20 protein-coding genes are annotated in these 20275 nt (G+C 64.0%); 12 read left to right on the plus strand and 8 right to left on the minus strand.

All coding sequences use genetic code 11. The features are described 5' to 3' along the window. Nucleotides 1–31: 31 nt before the first annotated feature. The 3 genes from FJ946_RS09220 to FJ946_RS09230 form a co-directional block, all read right to left on the minus strand. Nucleotides 32–535: an invasion associated locus B family protein gene (locus FJ946_RS09220; RefSeq protein WP_140492199.1), complete on the minus strand. Its 504-nt coding sequence runs from the start codon at nucleotides 533–535 to the stop codon at nucleotides 32–34. A 273-nt stretch (nucleotides 536–808) separates the two neighbouring features. Then, on the minus strand, nucleotides 809–1171 hold the full coding sequence (locus tag FJ946_RS09225) for a YkvA family protein (protein WP_140550608.1): 363 nt from the start codon (nucleotides 1169–1171) through the stop codon (nucleotides 809–811). 427 nt (nucleotides 1172–1598) lie between these two features. Next, nucleotides 1599–1892, minus strand: a complete 294-nt coding sequence (locus FJ946_RS09230; protein ID WP_140559219.1) for a 4a-hydroxytetrahydrobiopterin dehydratase — start codon at nucleotides 1890–1892, stop codon at nucleotides 1599–1601. Between the two features lie 51 nt (nucleotides 1893–1943). Between FJ946_RS09230 and FJ946_RS09235 the strand changes: the two genes are divergently transcribed. Beyond that, nucleotides 1944–2462 (plus strand): low molecular weight protein-tyrosine-phosphatase, encoded by a 519-nt coding sequence (locus FJ946_RS09235; protein WP_140492208.1) that lies wholly within the window; start codon nucleotides 1944–1946, stop codon nucleotides 2460–2462. Here FJ946_RS09235 and thpR read toward each other — a convergent pair. Further along, entirely contained in the window at nucleotides 2366–2962 is a 597-nt protein-coding gene (gene thpR, locus FJ946_RS09240) for an RNA 2',3'-cyclic phosphodiesterase (protein ID WP_140524588.1), read from the minus strand. The genes FJ946_RS09235 and thpR overlap by 97 nt on opposite strands. Nucleotides 2963–3089: 127 nt before the next feature. Next, nucleotides 3090–3734, minus strand: coding sequence for an arylesterase (locus FJ946_RS09245; protein ID WP_140563908.1), 645 nt, complete (start codon nucleotides 3732–3734; stop codon nucleotides 3090–3092). An 83-nt stretch (nucleotides 3735–3817) separates the two neighbouring features. Here FJ946_RS09245 and FJ946_RS09250 point away from each other — a divergent pair, with 83 nt between their 5' ends. The 4 genes from FJ946_RS09250 (at nucleotide 3818) to FJ946_RS09265 (ending at nucleotide 8769) form a co-directional block, all read left to right on the plus strand. Continuing rightward, nucleotides 3818–4513 (plus strand): ABC transporter ATP-binding protein, encoded by a 696-nt coding sequence (locus FJ946_RS09250; protein WP_140492216.1) that lies wholly within the window; start codon nucleotides 3818–3820, stop codon nucleotides 4511–4513. Next, the gene (locus FJ946_RS09255) at nucleotides 4513–7062 is read left to right on the plus strand and encodes an ABC transporter permease (RefSeq protein WP_140563909.1); all 2550 of its coding nucleotides are present in this window, start codon (nucleotides 4513–4515) and stop codon (nucleotides 7060–7062) included. The genes FJ946_RS09250 and FJ946_RS09255 overlap by 1 nt, the downstream gene beginning before the upstream one ends. A gap of 240 nt (nucleotides 7063–7302) precedes the next feature. Further along, on the plus strand, nucleotides 7303–8076 hold the full coding sequence (locus tag FJ946_RS09260; protein WP_140492223.1) for a Bax inhibitor-1/YccA family protein: 774 nt from the start codon (nucleotides 7303–7305) through the stop codon (nucleotides 8074–8076). A 123-nt stretch (nucleotides 8077–8199) separates the two neighbouring features. Continuing rightward, nucleotides 8200–8769, plus strand: a complete 570-nt coding sequence (locus FJ946_RS09265; protein ID WP_140563910.1) for a GNAT family N-acetyltransferase — start codon at nucleotides 8200–8202, stop codon at nucleotides 8767–8769. 51 nt (nucleotides 8770–8820) lie between these two features. Here the strand turns inward: FJ946_RS09265 and FJ946_RS09270 are convergent, their stop codons facing one another. Beyond that, nucleotides 8821–9207 carry a DUF2794 domain-containing protein gene (locus tag FJ946_RS09270; RefSeq protein WP_140514020.1) on the minus strand — a complete coding sequence of 129 codons (387 nt, stop codon included), beginning with the start codon at nucleotides 9205–9207 and terminating at the stop codon, nucleotides 8821–8823. A 536-nt stretch (nucleotides 9208–9743) separates the two neighbouring features. On the opposite strand from FJ946_RS09270, the gene FJ946_RS09275 reads away from it, so the two are divergent. Genes FJ946_RS09275 through FJ946_RS09300 form a run of 6 tightly spaced genes read left to right on the plus strand, consistent with a single transcriptional unit; the run spans nucleotide 9744 to nucleotide 15737 of the window. Next, nucleotides 9744–10406 (plus strand): XRE family transcriptional regulator, encoded by a 663-nt coding sequence (locus tag FJ946_RS09275; RefSeq protein WP_140563911.1) that lies wholly within the window; start codon nucleotides 9744–9746, stop codon nucleotides 10404–10406. 35 nt (nucleotides 10407–10441) lie between these two features. Beyond that, a complete protein-coding gene (locus FJ946_RS09280) occupies nucleotides 10442–11512 on the plus strand; it encodes an extracellular solute-binding protein (protein WP_181165196.1) in 1071 nt (356 codons plus the stop codon). A 23-nt stretch (nucleotides 11513–11535) separates the two neighbouring features. Then, the gene (locus FJ946_RS09285) at nucleotides 11536–12399 is read left to right on the plus strand and encodes an ABC transporter permease (RefSeq protein WP_140563912.1); all 864 of its coding nucleotides are present in this window, start codon (nucleotides 11536–11538) and stop codon (nucleotides 12397–12399) included. Continuing rightward, nucleotides 12399–13196 (plus strand): ABC transporter permease, encoded by a 798-nt coding sequence (locus tag FJ946_RS09290; protein ID WP_140559228.1) that lies wholly within the window; start codon nucleotides 12399–12401, stop codon nucleotides 13194–13196. Before FJ946_RS09285 ends, FJ946_RS09290 begins: the two co-directional genes overlap by 1 nt. Continuing rightward, entirely contained in the window at nucleotides 13193–14305 is a 1113-nt protein-coding gene (locus FJ946_RS09295; protein ID WP_140563913.1) for an ABC transporter ATP-binding protein, read from the plus strand. Before FJ946_RS09290 ends, FJ946_RS09295 begins: the two co-directional genes overlap by 4 nt. A 46-nt stretch (nucleotides 14306–14351) precedes the next feature. Next, nucleotides 14352–15737 (plus strand): FAD-binding oxidoreductase, encoded by a 1386-nt coding sequence (locus tag FJ946_RS09300; RefSeq protein WP_140524601.1) that lies wholly within the window; start codon nucleotides 14352–14354, stop codon nucleotides 15735–15737. A gap of 91 nt (nucleotides 15738–15828) precedes the next feature. Here the strand turns inward: FJ946_RS09300 and FJ946_RS09305 are convergent, their stop codons facing one another. After that, the gene (locus FJ946_RS09305) at nucleotides 15829–16644 is read right to left on the minus strand and encodes a thioredoxin family protein (protein WP_140492249.1); all 816 of its coding nucleotides are present in this window, start codon (nucleotides 16642–16644) and stop codon (nucleotides 15829–15831) included. Nucleotides 16645–16824: 180 nt separating this feature from the next. On the opposite strand from FJ946_RS09305, the gene FJ946_RS09310 reads away from it, so the two are divergent. After that, entirely contained in the window at nucleotides 16825–17505 is a 681-nt protein-coding gene (locus tag FJ946_RS09310) for a ceramidase domain-containing protein (RefSeq protein ID WP_140492252.1), read from the plus strand. A 38-nt stretch (nucleotides 17506–17543) separates the two neighbouring features. Here FJ946_RS09310 and acnA read toward each other — a convergent pair whose 3' ends face one another. Beyond that, the gene (gene acnA / locus FJ946_RS09315) at nucleotides 17544–20234 is read right to left on the minus strand and encodes an aconitate hydratase AcnA (protein ID WP_140563914.1); all 2691 of its coding nucleotides are present in this window, start codon (nucleotides 20232–20234) and stop codon (nucleotides 17544–17546) included. Between the last annotated feature and the right edge of the window lie 41 nt (nucleotides 20235–20275).

A 20275-nucleotide genomic window follows, 5' to 3' on the forward strand; every position in this document is an offset into this window, starting at 1 on the left:
TCCGGCCTCTCTGTTCAAAGCGAAATTTCGACTATTTGCAGTTGGCGATCGACGACAGCGCCGCCGAGATGCCTTTCAGCGAGAAGACGTAGGAGGTGGTGTTGCCGCGGCCGGACTTGGCCTGCACCTTCATGTCGGTGCCGGATTTCATGGCGGCGATCAGCACCGGCTCCTCGGCGGCGTTCTCGACCCAGGCCGACTTGCCGCGCGTGAACATCGAAAACGTCTTCTTGTCGATTGTGACGGTGGCCTTGGAGTTTTCCTGGAAGGTGTAGCCGGCGATGAATTGCGGCTCGTAGGACACCTGCTGGCCGGGCCGCTGGCTGACGAAGAAGAACATGTCGCCATGGTCGAGCGTCGGCGGCTGCTTGTCGGTCGGCACGGTGAGGACATAGCAGACCTTGCCGCCCGATGCCTGGTAGCTGTAGGTGCCCCAGGCATTGTGCTGGCCGATCTTGGTCGCCTGCTGCGCCATCGCCGGCGCTGCGAAGGCCACCAGGACCAGGCTCGAAACTGTAGCAATCAATCCGCGCATCGTTTTTCCCGTATTCCAAATGGTGCGGAGGCGGGCCGCGTGGCGTCCTGCCGTCGCTTCATTTTGATTTAATCTGGGTTACCAAACGGTGAATTACCTCTGAGAAAAGGACGCTCACCCCAGGAAACCGCCGCCGTCTTCGCGCCGCCGCCTTTCAAGCGGCTGGCGCGATGTCCCTTCGGCGACTTGGAGGGCATGAAAGCGGCAAGAGTTTGACTTTTCCACAAGCCCTCTGAACGCTGGTGTCCAGAGCGCGGAGGCCGGTTCCAGGGCTCAGCCCCTGTCCGATATGGCGTCCTTGGCGGCCTGCCGGTGCGCCGGCGTGATATGGGCGCTGACGGCGGTGATCGCGGCGGTGAGCACGGCGATATCGTCGGTGAAGCCGAGGCCGAGGACGAAGTCGGGGACCATATCCACCGGCAGGACGAAATAACCGAGTGCCGCCACCAGGATGCCTTTTGCGCGCAGCGGCGTGTTCTTGTCCATGGCGCAGTAATAGGCCGCGACGACATCTTCCATGAACGGGATCTGCCGCGCAGCCTTCTTGGCCGTGCGCCAGAATTTCTCGCGCACCTCGCCCTCACCGCCCAGCCTGTCGCCAAAGCCGAAGAAATCAAAACCGGATTTTTGCGCCATCAATTTCTCCTTGCGGGCTCATGCGCTTGCCTGCGCATGGCCGCGGGGCAAAATGTGGTGAAACCCGACGCTTGCTGCAAGAGCTTGGGAGATCGCTGGCCTGAAAATCGGGATCAGTCTTTACCGTGCTGTCCTGCGGATCAGGTGATGCCGGCCTAGCGGACACTCCGCTGGCAGTCGTCCTCCCTTGGAGTTCGGCGGCAAACGCCCCTCCCGTCGTCATTCTAGGGCGAAGCAAGGAGCGAAGCGACGCGGCGCAGACCCTAGAATCCATGCCGCGACTCAAGAGCGACGCAGCGGTGCTGAATTCTGCTCGACTACACCCCTTAGTCAACGTCGCGGCATGGATCCTCGGGTCTGCGCGTCCGCTTCGCTCCCGCTCCGCCCGTGGATGACGAAGCCGGGGTTGCCGCACCTATGGATTACCCTAGCCAACAAAGCGGTTCATTTTCTTCGCCAACTCGATGTCGAGCGCCGTGATGCCGCCGGCATCGTGCGTGTTCAGCGTCACGTCGACGGTTTTGTAGACATTCGACCAGTCGGGATGGTGGTCCATCTTCTCGGCAGCAAGCGCGACGCGGGTCATAAAGGCGAAGGCTTCGGAGAAATTCCTGAAGGTGAACGTCCGTTTGATGGAAGCGCCATCCGCAGCCAGCGACCAGCCTTCGAGGTCTGTCAGCGCCGCGATGATGGCTTCCTTGCCAAGTTTCTCTCTCGTCATGTCCGGTTCCTGTGCTATTTCGAAGATGACTTTCACCATAGCGCCGGATCGATGAGCACGAAGCCCATAAAATCCATTCTGTTCGTCTGCCTGGGCAACATCTGCCGCTCGCCGCTGGCGGAAGGCGTGCTTCGTTCCGTGCTGACGGAACGTGGACTGGGCCGGGACATAGTGCTCGATTCGGCCGCAACCAGCGACTGGGAGGCGGGCTCCGCCCCTGATCGGCGTTCGATCGCCATCGCGTCGCGCCACGGCATCGACATATCGGAACTGCGGGCACGCAAGATCGCGCCCGAGGATTTCTCGCGTTTCGACCTGATCTTCGGCATGGACAGGTCGAACGTCGCCGACCTGAAGACGCTGGCGCCCGCCGGCGTGCGCGACCGCATCCACCTGTTCCTGGAATTTGCGCAGGGAAAGGCGCGCGACGTGCCGGATCCCTATCACGACGGCGAGGAAGCCTTCGCCGAGGTCTACCGCATGATCCGCGAAGCGTCGGAGGCGCTGGCGACGCGGCTTGCCGCGCGCGTATCGGCGCCCGACAGCGGCCAAGCTTCCTCGACGATGTAGGGGCCGCCGCCGACCGAATCGCGCGACGACATCAAGACGAACCGGCTGATGCGGAACGGCAATGTCGAAAAATTGCCGCGCGCCGAAAGATATTGGGCGACGTCCAGCGGGCTCGAATTGCGCAGGCGGGCCAGTGTGACATGCGGCATGAACTTGCGCGGATCGGCCGGAATGCCGAGCCGCTGGCAGATGCGCTCGATTTCAGCCTGAAGCGCCGAGAGATCCGGCGAGGCAGAGACCCCGGCCCATACGGCATGCGGTTTCTTCTGGCCGAAAGCGCCGACGCCCGACAGCGTCAGCGGGAAGGAGGGGCGGTGGACGCGGTCGAGCGCGTTGGCGATCTCGTCGGCGACATGGCCTTCGACATCGCCGATGAAGCGCAGCGTCAGATGATAGTTCTCGACGTCGATCCAGCGGGCCCCGGGCAGGCCGCCCCTGAGCAGGGACAGCGAAAGGGCGGCGTCACGCGGAATTTCGAGGGCGGTGAAAAGACGCGGCATGAAGAGCCTCCCTTCCTCGAATCGAACTGTGCCCCCAGCGAATCATCGATAATCAAGCGGGGCAAGAGGTTTGTTGGTCACAGGTGTCGTCAAAAAGATTTCCCCAACGGAAAGGGCCTATCCCGTCTCAAGATCCTCCCGGCGCCGCCGCGATGGCCTTCTCGACCGCAGGCAGGATGCGCTCGACCATCTGGGCGACCCCCTTGGCGTTCGGATGCAAGCCATCCTCAAGCTGCAAGGCGGACTGGCCGGTTACGCCGTCGAGAAAGAACGGGTACAAGGTAACGCCGTATTTTGCGGCCAGTTCCGGAAAGATGGAGTCGAAGGCGTTCTGATAATCGGCGCCGAGATTGGGCGCTGCGCGCATGCCGGCCAGCAGAACGGCGATCTTGCGCTGTTTCAGCTTGGCCAGCATCGTATCCAGGTTCTTGCGGGTGATGTCGGGGGAAACGCCGCGCAGCATGTCGTTGGCGCCGAGTTCGAGGATGACAAGCTGTGTGTCGTCCGGCACCGACCAGTCGAGCCGCGCCAGCCCGCCGCTGGAGGTGTCGCCGGAAACGCCGGCATTGGCGACGGTCACATCCCTGCCCCTGGCGCGCAGCGCAGCCTGCAGCCTGTCGGTAAAACCTTCGTCGGGTCCGAGGCCGAAGCCGGCCATCAGGCTGTCGCCGAAACCGACGATCTTGAAAGGCTCGGCGCGTGCCGACGAAATGGCGCCGCAAATGGCGAGGAAAACGATCAGGCCTGCGGCAATTCTGCGTTGGAAAGACATGCGGCAGGTCCCATATGACAGAGAATTCTTCCGGCGACGGCCCGGCAGGCGAAGCCCTCATCTCCATATAGGACGCTTTCATTTTGACAGAAGCCGTCATCGAGCTGAAAGACGTATCGCTGACATTGGGCGAAGGCGCCTCGTCCGTCCATGTGCTGAAGGGCGTCAGCCTCGATGTGGCGCGCGGCGAGGCGACCGGCATCGTCGGGCCGTCGGGGTCGGGCAAGTCGACGCTGCTCATGGTTCTCGCCGGTCTGGAAAGGGTCGATTCGGGCACGGTACGAATCGCCGGCGAGCTGCTCAACGGCAAGAGCGAGGATCAGATCGCATCGTTTCGGGGGCGAAACATCGGCATCGTATTCCAGTCCTTCCATCTCATCCCCAATATGACGGCGCTCGAAAATGTCGCCGTGCCGCTGGAGCTGGCCGGCCATGCCGATCCGTTCTCGGTGGCGGAACGCGAGCTGGCGGCCGTCGGTCTGAGTGACCGCGTCACGCACTATCCTGGGGAACTTTCGGGCGGCGAGCAGCAGCGCGTGGCGATCGCCCGGGCGCTGGCGCCGTCGCCGCGCATCCTCATCGCCGACGAGCCGACCGGCAATCTCGACCAGGCAACCGGCAAGCAGGTCGCCGACCTTTTGTTCGCCAAGGCGGCCGAGCGCGGCATGACTCTGGTGCTGGTCACGCATGACCAGGCGCTCGCGGCGCGCTGTTCGCGCCAGGTCTCCATGCGCTCCGGCAGGATCGAGGCACCGGCGCCGACCAAGGCCATCGCCTGATGTCACCGGCGCGGACGTTGAAGCTCGCCGTCCGCTTCTCCTTGCGCGAGATGCGCGGCGGCCTGTCCGGTTTTCTGATCTTTCTTGCCTGCATCGCGCTCGGCGTCGCGGCGATCGGCGGCGTGAATTCCGTGGCCCGCTCGATCAGTGGCGGCGTCGCCAACCAGGGCCAGACGCTGCTTGGCGGCGATCTGCGCTTCCAGCTTAACCAGCGCGACGCAAGCGAAGCCGAACGCGGCTTCCTCGATGGGCTGGGCACGGTGTCGAGAACCGCCAGCATGCGTTCGATGGCGCGGCTTGCCGACGGCTCCGATCAGGCGCTGGTCGAGGCCAAGGCCGTCGACGAGGCCTATCCGCTTTACGGTGCGCTGGAAACCGAGCCGGCGCTGACGAAGCAGGAACTGTTTGGCGAACAGTTCGGTGTTTTCGGCGCGGCCGCGCCCGACCTGCTGTTCGAGCGGCTGCATGTGAAGCTCGGCGATCGGCTGAAGCTCGGAACCGCCACCTTCGAACTGCGCGCCAGGCTGGTCACCGAGCCCGATGCCGTGTCCGAAGGTTTCGGTTTCGCGCCGCGCCTGATGATCTCGACCGAGGGCCTGGTCGCGACAGGGCTGGTTCAGCCGGGCAGCCTCGTCGAGAATTCCTACAAGATCCGGCTGGCCGCCGACGCCGACGAGGCGCGGCTCAAGGCCATCCAGGACAAGACTGCCAAGGAGTTCCCGGAGTCCGGCTGGTCGATCCGCACGCGCAGCAATGCGGCCCCGGCGCTCTCTTCCAACATCGAACGCTTTTCGCAATTCCTGACCCTGGTCGGGCTGACGGCGCTGGTGGTAGGCGGCGTCGGCGTCGCCAACGCGGTGCGCGCCTATCTCGACGGCAAGCGCGGCGTCATCGCCACCTTCAAGAGCCTGGGCGCATCGGGCGGCTTCGTCTTTGCCGTTTACCTCGTGCAGATCCTGATGATCGCGGCCCTCGGCATCGCCGCAGGTCTGGTGCTCGGCGCACTGATGCCCTTTGCCGCGAGCGCCGCGCTTCAGTCGGTCGTTCCGGTGCCGGCGCAAGGCGGCTTTTATCCCGGCGCTCTCGGCATGGCAGCGCTGTTCGGGCTGCTGGTGACGCTGGCCTTCGCGCTGCTGCCACTCGGTCGCGCCCGCGATGTGCCGGCGACCGCGCTGTTCCGCGAGATGGGACTGGAGGGCCGCGGTTTTCCACGCCCTGTCTATGTCGTTTCGGCGCTCGGCATCGCAGTGCTTCTTGCAGCGCTCGCCATCCTGTTTTCGGGCGACCAGCGCATCGCTTCGATTTTCGTCGGAGCCACCATCTTCGCCTTTCTGGTGCTGCGTCTGGTCGGCGCGCTGGTGCAATGGGCGGCAAGGAAGAGTCCGCGCGTGCGCTTCGTGGCGCTCAGGCTCGCCGTCGGCAACATCCATCGGCCGGGCGCGCTGACGCCGTCGGTGGTGCTGTCGCTGGGGCTTGGGCTGACGCTGCTGGTGACGCTGGCGCTGATCGACGGCAATCTGCGGCGGCAGATCTCCGGCAGCCTGCCGGAGCGGGCGCCGAACTTCTTCTTCGTCGATATCCAGAGCAGCGATGTCGACGGCTTCTCCAGTCTGATCAGCAAGGAGGCCCCGCAGGGGACGCTTGCCAAGGTGCCAATGCTGCGCGGCCGGGTGATGGCGCTGAACGGCGTTGCCGTCGACAAGGTCAAGGTACCGGCGGAGGGCGCTTGGGTGCTGCGCGGCGATCGCGGCCTGACCTATGAGGCCAAGCAGCCGGACAACGCGACGCTGACCGAGGGCAGCTGGTGGCCGGCCGATTATACCGGCGAGCCGCTCGTCTCGTTTTCCGGCAAGGAAGGCAAGGAAATCGGGCTGAAGCTCGGCGATACCGTCACCGTCAACGTGCTCGGCCGCAATGTCACGGCCAGGATCGCCAATTTCCGCCAGGTCGAATGGGAGACGATGGGCATCAACTTCGTCATGGTGTTCTCGCCCAACACATTTGCCGGCGCGCCGCATGGCTGGGTGGCGACGCTGACCGAAAAGAGCGCCACCGCGGCTGATGACGCCCGCATCCTCAATGCCGTCACCCGCGCCTTCCCGGCAGTCACTACGGTCCGCGTCAAGGACGCGCTCGACATCGTCAACCGTCTGGTCGGACAGCTCGGCGCGGCGATCAGGGCGGCGGCCGGCGTGGCACTGATCGCGTCGGTGCTTGTGCTGGCCGGCGCGCTCGCCGCCGGCAACCGGGCGCGCATCCATGACGCGGTGGTGCTGAAGACGCTCGGTGCGACGCGGCTGACGCTGATATCGGCCTTCTCGCTCGAATACATGCTGATCGGCCTCGCCACGGCGGTCTTCGCGCTCGCCGCAGGCAGTGCCGCCGCATGGTTCGTCGTCGCCCGCATCATGACATTGCCGTCGCATTTCATGCCGGAAGTGGCGGTGGCGACCATTCTCTTTGCGCTGGTCATCACGGTCGGCATCGGTCTCGTCGGCACCTGGCGGGTGCTCGGCCACAAGGCAGCGCCCGTGCTGCGCAACCTCTGAGTCCGCGTCGGTTCCAACCCGCCGACGGCCGTCATTTGGTTAAATCAGCGTAATGTTTCGCGGCCAAAGGGCTGGAAAACCGCGCCATACGTGCCTCACGAAGCATTACACCCGGTTACGGTCTTGTTCTTGGCGCGAATAACCATCATATTTCGCCGCAGGCATGCTGGAGTCCCGCCAGCGGCGCCTGGGTCCGGGTGGACCCGACACCGGACGGGGCAGAAGCAATAGAGGACCACAATGGCTGAACCCATTCGCAACTATCAGACGCGCGCCGTGCCCGGCGCAGCCGTCGACATCGATCAGGGCCTGCGCGCCTATATGATCAAGGTCTACAATTTGATGGGGCTTGGTCTCCTCATCACTGGTCTTGCCGCCGTCGGCACGATCATGCTGGCCACAACCACCGATCCGGCCTCGGCTGTCGCGACGCTGCCGAGCGGCGAGATGCTGACCTCGTTCGGCTACGCGATCTTCGGCTCGCCGCTGCGCTGGCTGGTGATGCTGGCCCCGCTGGCCGCCGTTCTGTTCCTGTCGTTCCGCGTCCAGTCGATGAGCGTGTCGGCGGCGCAGACGACGTTCTGGGTCTATGCGGGCCTGGTCGGCCTGTCGCTGTCGTCGATCTTCCTGGTCTACACCACCGCCAGCATCTCGCAGACCTTCTTCGCCACCGCCGCGGCCTTCGGCGCGCTGTCGCTGTTCGGCTACACGACCAAGCGCGACCTGACGGCGATGGGCTCGTTCCTGATCATGGGCGTGTTCGGCATCATCATCGCGATGGTGATCAACATCTTCCTGCAGTCGTCGGCGCTGTCCTTCGCCGTCTCGGCGATCGGCGTGCTGGTCTTCGCCGGCCTCACCGCCTACGACACGCAGAAGATCAAGGAGATGTATTTCGAGGGCGACGCTTCCGACGTTGCCGGCCGCAAGGCCATCATGGGCGCGCTGACGCTCTATCTCGACTTCATCAACCTGTTCATGTTCCTGCTCCAGTTCATGGGCGACCGCCGCTAAGGGCTGGTCCGCGTCGTGGTCTGACTGGACCATCGGGTTTGGAAGGGGCGGCCCAACGGCCGCCCTTTTCTTTTGCGCCGACCTTTGCTGTTATTGCAGGCAGACAAGAGGCCTGCATAAAGAATGAGCACTATCGTTATACGGGCCGCGCGCGCGGCCGACCTCGACGCCATTACGCAAATCTATGCCGATGCTGTGACCCGCGGCACGGCGAGCTACGAGCTGGAGCCGCCAGGCCGCGCCGAAATGGGCATGCGATTCGACACGCTCCAGGCCGGCGGCTTCCCTTACCTTGTGGCGGAAAAGGATGGCGCCGTGCTCGGCTATGCCTATGCCGGTCCCTTCCGGCCGCGCCCGGCCTATCGCTTCATCGTCGAGGACTCCGTCTATGTCGCGCCTGATGCCAAGGGCCAGGGTGTCGGCCTCAAACTGATGCAAAGCCTGATCGCGGCCGCCGAGGCTGCGGGCTTTCGCCAGATCGTCGCGGTTATCGGCGATGGTCATCCCGACAGCGCTTCCGTCAAGCTGCACGAAAAGCTCGGCTTTCGTCATTCCGGCCGCCTCGAAGGCTCCGGCTACAAGCACGGACGCTGGCTGGACACGGTGTTCATGCAACTGGCGCTGAACGGCGGGGCCTCGGCTCCGCCGGATCCGGAATCATTGCCGGAACAGAAATTCCGTCAAGAAAAATAAGGGCTTAGATGAGCGCCAAGACTGAGGTCAACCGAGCAATTGCGCCGCGGTTCAGGCCTCGACCAGCTTCAGCTTGCTGTCGAAGACGCCGAGCACACGGCCAAGCTCCTGCCCGCGCTTGAGGATGCGGCCGCCCGCGGCGATGACGGCGAAGGCGCCTTGCTTGCGTGCCAGCTTCGGGTCCTTGACGATCTGGAACAGCGGCACCTCGCTGGCCCGGCGGAACACCGAAAACACGGCCCTGTCGGTGAGATGATCGATAGCGTAGTCGCGCCATTCATTGGCGGCGACCATGCGCCCGTAGAGTTTCAGGATCTGGTCCAGTTCGCGCCGCTCGAAGCGCACCGGCTGGTCGAGGCGCGCACGGCGTGCCTCGTGGAGCGGGATCAGTATCGCGGATGCGTCGCCATCCTCCGTCCCGCCGCCGTGATCGGTCATGCCTCGATCCTTCAAAAATGAATCTTTGCCAACCAAAGTTGGCGCTTTCGCCATCGAATTGCAAGTGCCGGCGAAGCGGTGCGGACCCGCGCCATTTCCGTCGCGTCCAGTCACGTTTGCAAACGACATGTTGGAATTGGTGATGCTCCGCCACATTCTCGCCATTTTTTATCCGCGCTCATGCCCCAATGTCCGACGAATTTACCGGCGTTGCCTGAGACGGTTCGGTCCGGCACCGGCTCGTAAACCCCAAGCCCCCCGCCCACGGGTCTGCGTCGGATCGAACCAACCTCGGTTTTTCCTCGGAAAGACCGGGTGCGACGATCCCAAAACCTAAATGACCGACGTCAGAAGCAAGCTGACGTCGGTTTTTTCATGTCTGGATCGCCGCTAAGGTGGATTTCCCGCCATAGGACGGTTTTCAGCCCGATCCGGTGCGACCGGCAGGATCGATGCGCGCCGAAATCTTGGCATGCCGTCCGCGCTTGCCAACGCTATCGCCACTTAATAAGGTGTTAAGTGAAACGGGAGCGGCAATGCCACGCGTATCGGACTCCACGGTGAAAGAGGTGAATGGCACGGTCGCGGCCACCCCTGAGGCGGGCGGCGTCGGTCCCCGCATCAAGGCGCTGCGCATGGCAAGGCGCGTCTCGCTGCGCCGGTTGGCCGACATGACCGGCACGACGGCGAGCTTCATCAGCCAGCTCGAGCGCAATCTGTGCGGCGCCAACACAGGCACGCTGCTCAGGATCGCCGCCGCTCTCGATCTCGGCATCAACGACCTGTTCGAGGGCAGCAGCCGTCCGTTGCACAAGGTGCTGAGGCGCGCGGAACGACCTGTCGTTCCCGTCGGCGTGCGAGGCCGCAAGATGCTTTTGTCGCGGCGGCCGATCCATCAGTTCGAGGTTTATGCGGGGCATTTCGAGGTCGGCGGCTCGACCGGCGACGACGCCTATGTGCATGGCGGCGAGCATGAGATGTTCGTGGTGCTCAAGGGAACTGTCGAACTGACGCTTGCCGACGAGCGCCATCTGATGCGCGAAGGCGACAGCGTCGAATACGCGACCTCGGTGCCGCACCGCACGGTCAATGTCGGCGACACGCCGGCGGAGGTGCTCTGGATCATCGCGCCGCCGACCGCAGGCGCGCTGGAACTCGATCAGTACAGGCCCGGAAACCGCTCGCATCCGGGTGAATGAGAACAAATGCGAGCTCTGGAATGGGAGAGTTGAACATGAGAGTGAAATTTGCACATGCGGCGTGCCTGGGCGTGCTTCTGGCGGCGACGGCCGCGCTCGCGCAATCGAAGCCGGTTGCCGGAGAGGTGGCCGAAGGCTCGCTAAAGGGCAAGACCCTGACTTTCGTGTCCTATGGCGGCATCTACCAGGACGGCCAGGCGGCAGCGCTCAAGGAGTTCGTGGACAAGTCGGGCGTCAAGCTGCTCAATGACGGCCCGACCGAGATCGCCAAGCTGCAGGCGCAGGTCGAGTCCGGCAATGTGACATGGGACGTTGTCGATACCGACGATCTGCCGCCTTATGTCTATTGCGGCAAACTGTTCCAGAAGCTGGACTTCACCAAACTCGACGTCTCGAAAATTCCCGAGGGCCAGGTCGGCGAGTGCTCGGTGCCGGCGATGAACTACGGCGTCGTGCTGATGTACAACACCGAAAAGTACAAGGACAATCCGCCCAAGAGCTGGGCCGACTTCTTCGACACGCAGAAATTCCCCGGCGTGCGCGGAATCGACGGCTCCGGCAGCCCGACCGGTGGCTTGCTGGAACAGGCGTTCAAGGTTGCCGGCGGGGACCCCAAGGCGATGACGGTGGCCGATATCGACAAGGCCATCGATGTGGTTCGCAAGCTCGGCCCCGATACCATCTTCTGGAAGACGGGTGCAGAATCGCAGCAACTCGCCGAATCCGGCGAGGCCGACATGCTGATGATGTGGACAGGCCGCGCCATGACCGCGGTCAAGAACGGCGCCAAATACGCACCGGCCTGGCAGGACTGGCTGGTGGTGATGGATCAGATGACGATCCCTGTCGGCGCCAAGGACACGGAGGCATCCTACGCGCTGCTCAACGCCTATCTCGGCAAGCACGCGCAGGAGGTGTTGACGGAGCAAACGTCTTACACGCCGATCAACAGTGAAGCGCAGCCCAAGGTCGACGCTTCCGTCTCCGCTTTCCTGACCAACACGCCCGAACGCCAGAAGCAGGGTTATAAGCAGAACTTCAAGTTCTGGGTCCCGAATTTCGCGGTCGCGCAGGAGAAGTGGTCCGCGCTGATGTCCGGCAACTGACCGGCTGAGGGAGACCAAAAGCCGTGAGCGCGTCCCAGCCAACCATTCCGGCCGCCGAAAGGCGCCGGGCGTGGCGGCCGTTCGCGCTCGCGCTGCCGGCGCTGGTCCTGCTTTTCGCGGTGATTGGCTATCCGCTGCTCACCATCGTCGTGCGCAGCCTGTCGGAGCCGCAGTGGGGCCTGCAGAACTATATCTGGTTCTTCGGCGCGCCCATCAACCTTGCCGTGCTCCAGCGGACCTTCCTCATTTCAGCATGGGTCACGCTGGTCTGCGTGGTTTGCGCCTATCCCTATGCCTATCTGATGACCGCGGTACGACCACGCGTGCGCTTGGTGCTGCTGCTATGTGTGTTGATCCCGTTTTGGGTGAGCGGCGTGGTACGCACTTTGTCCTGGGTGATACTGCTGCAGGATTCGGGGGTCATCAACTCGATCCTGCGGTCGCTCGGGTTCGGTGGCGTCAGGCTGATCCGCACCCAGACGGGCGTAGTCATCGGCATGGCGCAGGTGCTTTTGCCTTTCATGATCCTGCCGCTCTATTCGGTCATGAAAGGCATCGATCTCAGGCTGATGCAAGCCGCGCGGAGCCTCGGGGCGAGACCCTCGCGCGCGTTCCTCACGGTGTATCTGCCGCTGTCGATGCCTGGCGTCTATGCCGGCGCGATCATCGTCTTCATCCTGGCGCTCGGCTTCTACATCACGCCGGCCCTGCTCGGCGGACCGCGCTCGACGATGCTGTCCACGCTGGTGCAGACACAGGTGCTCAGCCTCCTGCAATGGGGCAGGGGCGGGGCCATGGGCGTGGTGCTGCTCGTCACGACCTTCGTGCTGCTGGCGCTTGCCGCGCCCGTGATGCGGTCCAGCCATCGGCAAGCGGGGCGGCCCTGATGGAGATGAAGCCGCTTACCCGCCTCATGCTGGGCCTTGTCTGCCTGCTGGTAGCCATATGGTTGGTGGCACCGACGCTCGTCGTGGTGCCGATGTCATTCAACGAGAACAAATCGCTGGCATTTCCACCCCAGGGCTTCTCCTGGCAATGGTACGAAAATTTCGTCACCAATCCGGATTGGTCGACCAGCTTCCTCAATTCGCTGAAGGTCGCATCGATCGTTGCGGTTCTGGCAACCGTGCTCGGCACCCTTGCCGCCTTCGGCCTCGACCGCATGCAGGCGCGGCCGGCAAATCTCCTGCGCATGCTGATGCTGACGCCGATGGTGGTGCCGGGCGTGGTCCTGGCCATCGGCATCTACGCCGTCTATCTCGACACGCGGCTTGTCGGCACGCTGCTCGGCTTCGTTCTGGCCCACACCATCCTTGCGCTGCCTTTCGTGCTGATCGCCGTTTCGGCCAATCTCGAAGTGTTCGACAAGCGGCTGGAGACAGCCGCGGCGAGCCTGGGCGCAGGTTCGCTCACCACGTTCCGCACGGTGACGCTGCCGCTGATTGCCCCCGGGGTACTGTCAGGCCTGCTGTTCGCCTTCGCCACCTCCTTCGACGAGATCGTGGTGTCGCTGTTCATCACCAATCCCTATCTCAAGACGTTGCCGGTGCAGATCTTCGCTTCCATCACGCGCGACGCCGACCCGACGGTCGCGGCCGTCGGCACGATCCTCTTATGCGCAACGACACTGCTGATCGGCGGCGGCATGCTGCTTCTTGGCCGTGAGCGGAAGGGAGGCTTATGAATCAGAAAGCGGAAAATCGCGGTGCGGCGATCGACCTGGAGTCGGTAAGCAAGGCCTATGGTTCCTTCAAGGCGCTCGACGGCGTGTCGCTGCGAATCGAGCCGGGTGAATTCATGACGCTGCTCGGCCCGAGCGGCTCAGGCAAGACGACGACGCTGAACGTGATCGCCGGCTTTACCGACCTGACCAGCGGCAAGCTGCTGGTCGGGGAAAAGAGCGTGGTCGGCGTGCCGGCGCACAAGCGCAACATCGGCGTGGTCTTCCAGCATTATGCACTGTTCCCGCACATGACGGTCGGCCGCAATGTCGCCTATCCGCTGAAGCTGCGCGGCGTCACCGGGGCAGAACGCGAACGCCGTGTCCGCCACGCGCTCGACATGGTCAAGATGGCCGATTTCGGCCATCGCTTTCCAAGCGAGCTTTCGGGCGGCCAGCAGCAGCGCGTGGCGCTGGCCCGCGCCATCGTCTTCGATCCGCCGCTGCTGCTGATGGATGAGCCGCTCGGCGCGCTGGACAAGAAACTGCGCGAATGGCTGCAGCTCGAGATCAAGCGCATCCACCGCGAACTCGGCACCACCTTCGTCTATGTGACGCACGACCAGGAGGAGGCGCTGGTGCTCTCCGACCGCATCGCCGTGTTCAACCGCGGCGGTATCGAGCAGATCGGCACCGGCCGCGAACTCTACGACGAGCCGGCGACGCTTTTCGTCGGCAAGTTCATTGGCGATTCTACCGTGCTGCGCGGCCCCGCCGCCACTTCCGGCAAGGAGACGGCGATCGAGATATCAGGCCAGAGAGTGGCGACCGCCAAGCGTCTCGCCGATGGCGGCAAGCCGGTGATGCTGCTGCGTCCCGAAAAGCTGGCGCTTGCTCGTCGCGGCGGCGGCGGGGATGGCCGCAACCGGCTCGCCGGGCGTATCGGCGAGGCCATCTATCTCGGCTCCGGCTCCAAATACGAGGTGGAGCTCGCCGACGGCTCGAAAGCCATCGTGCGCTCGACGCTCGAGGCGGACACTTTTGCCATTGGAGACGAGGTCGACGTGCTCTTCGCCGGCGGCGACGTGAAGCTGCTCGCCGATGACGACAAGGCCGACCTGACGCTTACCTGAAACCGCTCCACACTTTCCTGGAATCGCACGGAGAACGGATCACAAGATGCAAGCCCAGCGCAATGGCGACGTGTCGTTCTGGTATGCCGACATAGGTGGCCCGCCGGCCAGCCGCCCACCCTTGCCCGGCGACATCGAGGCCGATGTCTGCATCGTCGGCGCCGGCTATACCGGACTTTGGACGGCCTACTATCTGAAGAAGGCAGAGCCCGCGCTGCGCATCGCCATCGTCGAAAAGGAGTTCGCCGGCTTCGGTGCCTCGGGCCGCAATGGCGGATGGCTGTCCGGCGGCTTCAGCTGGTCGCGCGAGAAATATGCAAAAACCTCCTCGCGCGGGGCGGTGATCGACATGCAGCGCGCCATGTCCGGCACGGTCGACGAGGTGATCGCGATTGCCGCTGCCGAAGGGATCGACGCCGATATCCGCCGCGTCGACAACATCACCGTCGCCACAAACGCCGCGCAGCTTGAGCGCGCCAAAGCCGAGTACGAAGAGGCCCGGCACTGGGAAATGCCGCCGGAGCGGTTGGCCTTCCTCGGTGCGCAGGAAGCGCGCGAGCGCATCGCCATCGACAATGTATTGGGCGCCTTCGTCGTGCGCGACGTCGCGCGCGTGCAGCCGGCCAAGCTGGTGCAGGGTCTGGCGGCGGCGGTCGCGCGGCTCGGCGTCGCCATCTACGAACAGACGCAGGTGCTGGCGCTCGAGAAGGGCAAGGTCACCACCGACCGCGGCGTCGTGCGCGCCGAAAAGATCGTGCGCGCCACCGAGGGCTTCACCGCCGGCATTGCCGGCTACGAGCGTCTCTGGCTGCCGCTGAACAGCGCCATCGTGGTGACCGAGAAGCTGCCGCAGAAGCTCTGGGACGAAATCGGCTGGAGCGGCTACGAGGTGCTGGGCGATGCCGCGCATACCTACTGCTATGCGCAGCGCACGCGGGAAGGCCGGATCGCCATGGGCGGCCGGGGCGTGCCCTACCGCTTCGGATCGCGCACCGACACGCGCGGCAAGACACAACAGGCGACCATCGACCAGCTGCACGAGATCCTGACCAGGCTGCTGCCGCAGACCAAAGGCGTGCGGCTCGACCATGCCTGGTGCGGCACGCTCGGCGTGCCGCGCGACTGGTGCACGACGTGCGGCTTCGATCGCGAAAGCGGCATCGGCTGGGCCGGCGGCTATGTCGGGCTCGGCGTTTCCAGTTCGAACCTGTCCGGCCGCACCTTGCGCGACCTGGTGCTCGGACACGACACGGAGCTGACCCGGTTGCCTTGGGTCAACCGCACGGTGAAGAAATGGGAGCCGGAGCCGCTGCGCTGGCTCGGCGTCCACGCCATGTACCAGCTCTACCGCATCGCCGACCGGCGGGAGGCAAATGGCCTGGGGCGGACGTCGCGCCTCGCCGCTTTCGCTGATCGCCTGACCGGCCATTGAGGCAGGTCACTCAAACGCGATTCCGTTTGGTCGACAGGCATGAATGGAGACCGACAGCGCGTCGCATCATTTCCGTTTTCGGCGGCGCGCTTCAGAGCCTTCGATCGAACGGCGCATCGGAACCGGGGCGGTGAATGAAGGCGGCGCCCAGGATGGGCCCTGGCAGGCCGTCCTTGCCGACGGACTGCAAAAGCACGGCGCAGCCGCCCTTCTTGGAAATCTCACTCATCGGCAATTCGTAGCGCTGCGCCTTGCCGTGCCAGATGCCCGCTGTCTGGATGCCGGTCACCGCGTTCCAATAGGTCATCTTGCGGCCCGTGTTCTCGCCCTGGCCGATCGTGACCGTCTGCGGCGGCTCGAAATAGACGATGACGACATGGGCATCGCTGGGACCGGTCCCGCCATCGCCGGTATCGATCATGACGCGGTCGCTGGTCCGGCTGACCTTGATGGCGACCCGCATGTCTTCGCCGATCCTTGCCATGCGGGCGAGTTGGCCATCGACCTCGCCGCGATTGGCGCCGTTGACATGGACCCGGCCGTTGATGACCGCCTGCGGCGTATAGACTGAGCGGTTGCCGAAGGCCCGCATATACTCATATTGCCGCTCGGTGTTTTCCTTGCTGCTCAGCGTGTCCCGCCAGCCGAGATAATCCCAGTAGCCGACGTGATAGGAGAGCGCGACAAGATCCTGCCTGGCGGCAAGTTCGGAGAAGAAGGCGTCGGCAGGCGGGCAGGAACTGCAGCCTTGGCTGGTGAACAGCTCGACCACGCCCACGGGCCTGTCGCCCTGGGGCTTGTCGGCCGGGAGCCCGCCGGACTCGCCGGCGTGCCCGGCACCGGCAAACGCCGAGAAGGCCAGCGCGAACGCTGCCAGCCACAATGATCTACGCGAGGCCATGACCATTCCAATTCCCGCCGGTGATGCCGGCTTTGTTTTGATTGGCTGAAATATGTGGCAGAACCGGAAGTCAACGGGAAGTCACGTTGCGGTGAAATTTTGCCATTGCAAGCCTGGGTAGGGCGGCAATAGGAGAAGCCCACTGCATTTCAACCGGCGGTTCGATTCGGGGGCGGGATCATCATCATGTGGCAAAGTTTCCTGGCTCCAGTCGATCTCTATTGCGAGCGAACCGGTCCTGAACTTTGGGCCGAGCCGGTGAATGCTTTGACCAACCTGGCTTTCATTGCCGCGGGACTATGGGGCGTCCGCGAAGTGCGGCGATGCAGGACCGGCATTTTCGCCGAGGTCCTGGCCTGGTGGGTGGTGGCGATCGGCGTCGGCTCGACGATCTTTCACATCTTCGCCACCAAGGGAACGGTCTGGGCCGACGTGGTGCCGATCGCCGGCTTCACGCTGGCCTACACGCTGTTCAACCTGCGCCGCTTCCTGCGCCTGGAATGGGGCAAGGCGATCGCGATCTTCGTCGTTTTCTATGCCGTTGTCGGAGCGATAACTCTGGCCGTGCCGGATTGGCTGCGCCAGGCGTCGAACGGCACCACAGGCTACCTGCCGCCGTTCCTGGCGCTCGCCTTCTTCGGTGTCTGGGTGACGGCCAGCGGCAATCGCGCCGGCTGGTATAATCTGGCCGGATCGGCGATCTTCGTGCTGTCGGTCATCTGCCGCATGATCGATCCGCTGGTCTGCACCAGCTTCCCGCTCGGCACGCACTTCCTCTGGCACCTGCTCAACGGGCTGATGCTGGCTGTGCTGCTGGCCGCCGCGGCGCGCTACGGCGCGCCACAGCGAGGCAGTAGTAGGCAGTAGGTCCTATTTCCTACTGCCTAAGCCCTACTCCCTTGCCGCTACGCGGCAAGATCGCGCAACACGTACTGCAAAATGCCGCCGTTCTTGAAGTAGTCGAGTTCGTCAAGCGTATCGATGCGGCAAATGATCGGCACCTTCTTCACCGTGCCGTCGCCATAGGTGATCCTGGCTTCCATCTTCTGGCGCGGCTTGAGGGCGTCCAGGCCGTCGATCTCGACCAACTCATCCCCTTTCAGGTTGAGCGAAGCCCATGAGGTGCCTTCCTCGAAGACGAAGGGGATGACGCCCATGCCGACCAGATTGGAGCGGTGGATGCGCTCGAAGGACTGGGCGATGACCGCGCGGACACCAAGGAGATTCGTTCCCTTGGCCGCCCAGTCGCGCGACGAGCCGTTGCCGTATTCGACGCCGGCGAAGATGACCAGCGGCACGCCTTCCTTCTTGTATTGCATCGCCGCGTCGTAGATCGATTCCTCTTCCTTCGACGGGTAATGGATGGTGTAGCCGCCTTCCCTGCCATTCTCGCCCAGCATGTGGTTGCGGATGCGGATGTTGGCGAAGGTGCCGCGCATCATCACCTCATGGTTGCCGCGGCGCGTGCCGTACTGGTTGAAGTCGGCAACGCCGACGCCATGCTCGGTGAGGTATTTGCCGGCCGGCGAGGCGGCCTTGATCGAGCCCGCTGGCGAAATGTGGTCGGTGGTGATCTTGTCGCCGAACAAGCCCAGCACGCGGGCGCCCTTGATGTCGCCGATCTTGCCGAAGCCCGTGGTCATGCCGGCGAAATAGGGCGGGTTCTGCACATAGGTGGAATTGTCGTCCCAGGCATAGGTCTGGCCTTCCGGCGCCTTGACGTTCTGCCAGTTCTCATCGCCCTTGAAGACGTCGGCATATTTGCGGGCGAACAGCTCGCGCGTCACGTTCTTCTCGATGAACTCCTGGATCTCCGCCGAGCTCGGCCATATATCCTTGAGGTAGACCGGCTTGCCGTTCCTGTCCTCGCCGAGCGGCTCGGTGGTCAGGTCCTTCGTCACCGTGCCGGCCAGCGCGTGCGCCACGACCAGCGGCGGCGAGGCGAGATAGTTGGCCTGCACGTCGGGCGAGACACGGCCCTCGAAGTTGCGGTTGCCGGAAAGCACCGCGGCGGCAATCAGACCCTTATCGTTGATGGTCTTGGAGATCGGCGCCGGCAGCGGGCCGGAATTGCCGATGCAGGTGGTGCAGCCGAAGCCGACCAGGTTGAAGCCGATCTGGTCGAGCTCCTTCTGCAGGCCGGATTTCTCGAGATATTCGGCGACCACCTGGCTGCCCGGCGCCAGCGAGGTCTTCACCCAGGGCTTCTGCTTGAGGCCGAGGCGATTGGCGTTGCGGGCGAGCAGGCCGGCGCCGATCAGCACGCTCGGGTTCGAGGTGTTGGTGCAGGAGGTGATGGCGGCGATGACGACGTCGCCATGGCCGAGATCATGGCCGGTGCCTTCGACGGCGTAGCGCTTCGAGATTTCAGCCGCCTTCTTGTATTCGGTGTCCATAGCCTTGACGAAGCCGGCCGGGATGCCTTCCAGCGCGACGCGGCCCTCTGGGCGCTTCGGGCCGGCCATCGACGGCACGACGTCGCCGAGGTCGAGCTCCAGCAAGTCGGTGAAGACCGGGTCGGCGGAGCCTGCGTCACGCCACATGCCTTGCGCCTTGGAGTAGGCTTCGACCAGCGCGATGCGGCTTTCCTCGCGGCCCGACATTGTGAGGTAGCGGATGGTCTCGCTATCGACCGGGAAGAAGCCGCAGGTGGCGCCATATTCAGGCGCCATGTTGCCTATGGTGGCGCGGTCGGCCAGCGTCATGTTGGAGAGACCGGGGCCGAAGAATTCGACGAACTTGCCGACGACGCCCTTCTTGCGCAGCATCTGGGTGACGGTGAGCACGAGGTCGGTGGCGGTGACGCCCTCCTTCAGCTTGCCGGTGAGGCGGAAGCCGATGACCTCGGGCAAAAGCATGGAGACGGGCTGGCCGAGCATCGCCGCCTCGGCCTCGATGCCGCCGACGCCCCAGCCGAGCACGCCGAGGCCGTTGATCATGGTGGTGTGCGAATCGGTGCCGACGCAGGTGTCGGGATAGGCTGATGTTTCGCCGTCCTCGGTGTTGGTCCACACCACCTGGCCGAGATATTCGAGGTTGACCTGGTGGCAGATGCCGGTGCCGGGCGGCACGACGCGGAAATTGCGAAATGCCTGCTGGCCCCATTTCAGGAACTTGTAGCGTTCCTCGTTGCGATCATATTCGAGCTCGACATTGCGGGCGAAAGCCATCGGCGAGCCGAACTCGTCGACAATGACGGAATGGTCGATGACGAGGTCGACCGGCACCAGCGGATTGATCTTTTGCGGATCACCGCCGAGCGAGACCATGGCATCGCGCATGGCGGCGAGGTCGACGACGGCCGGAACGCCGGTGAAGTCCTGCATCAGCACGCGGGCCGGGCGGTAGGCGATCTCGACGCCGGCGGTGCCCTTGTCGGTGAGCCAGCCGGCAACCGCCTTGATCGAGTCCTTGGTGACGGAGCGGCCGTCCTCGTTGCGCAGAAGGTTCTCCAGCAGAACCTTCATCGAATAAGGCAATTGGGCGATGCCGGTGAGCCCGTTCTTCTCGGCCTCGACGAGGTCGAAATAGGTATATTCGGCGTCGCCCGCTTTCAGCGTGCGGCGGCAATTGAAACTGTCGAGGGATTTTGACACGTGCGATCCGTCCTTGTCTGTTCAGCCTGAAAGGGAACGGA

Origin of the sequence: Mesorhizobium sp. B2-4-7 (genome assembly GCF_006442685.1) — a bacterium.
Lineage (GTDB): Bacteria > Pseudomonadota > Alphaproteobacteria > Rhizobiales > Rhizobiaceae > Mesorhizobium.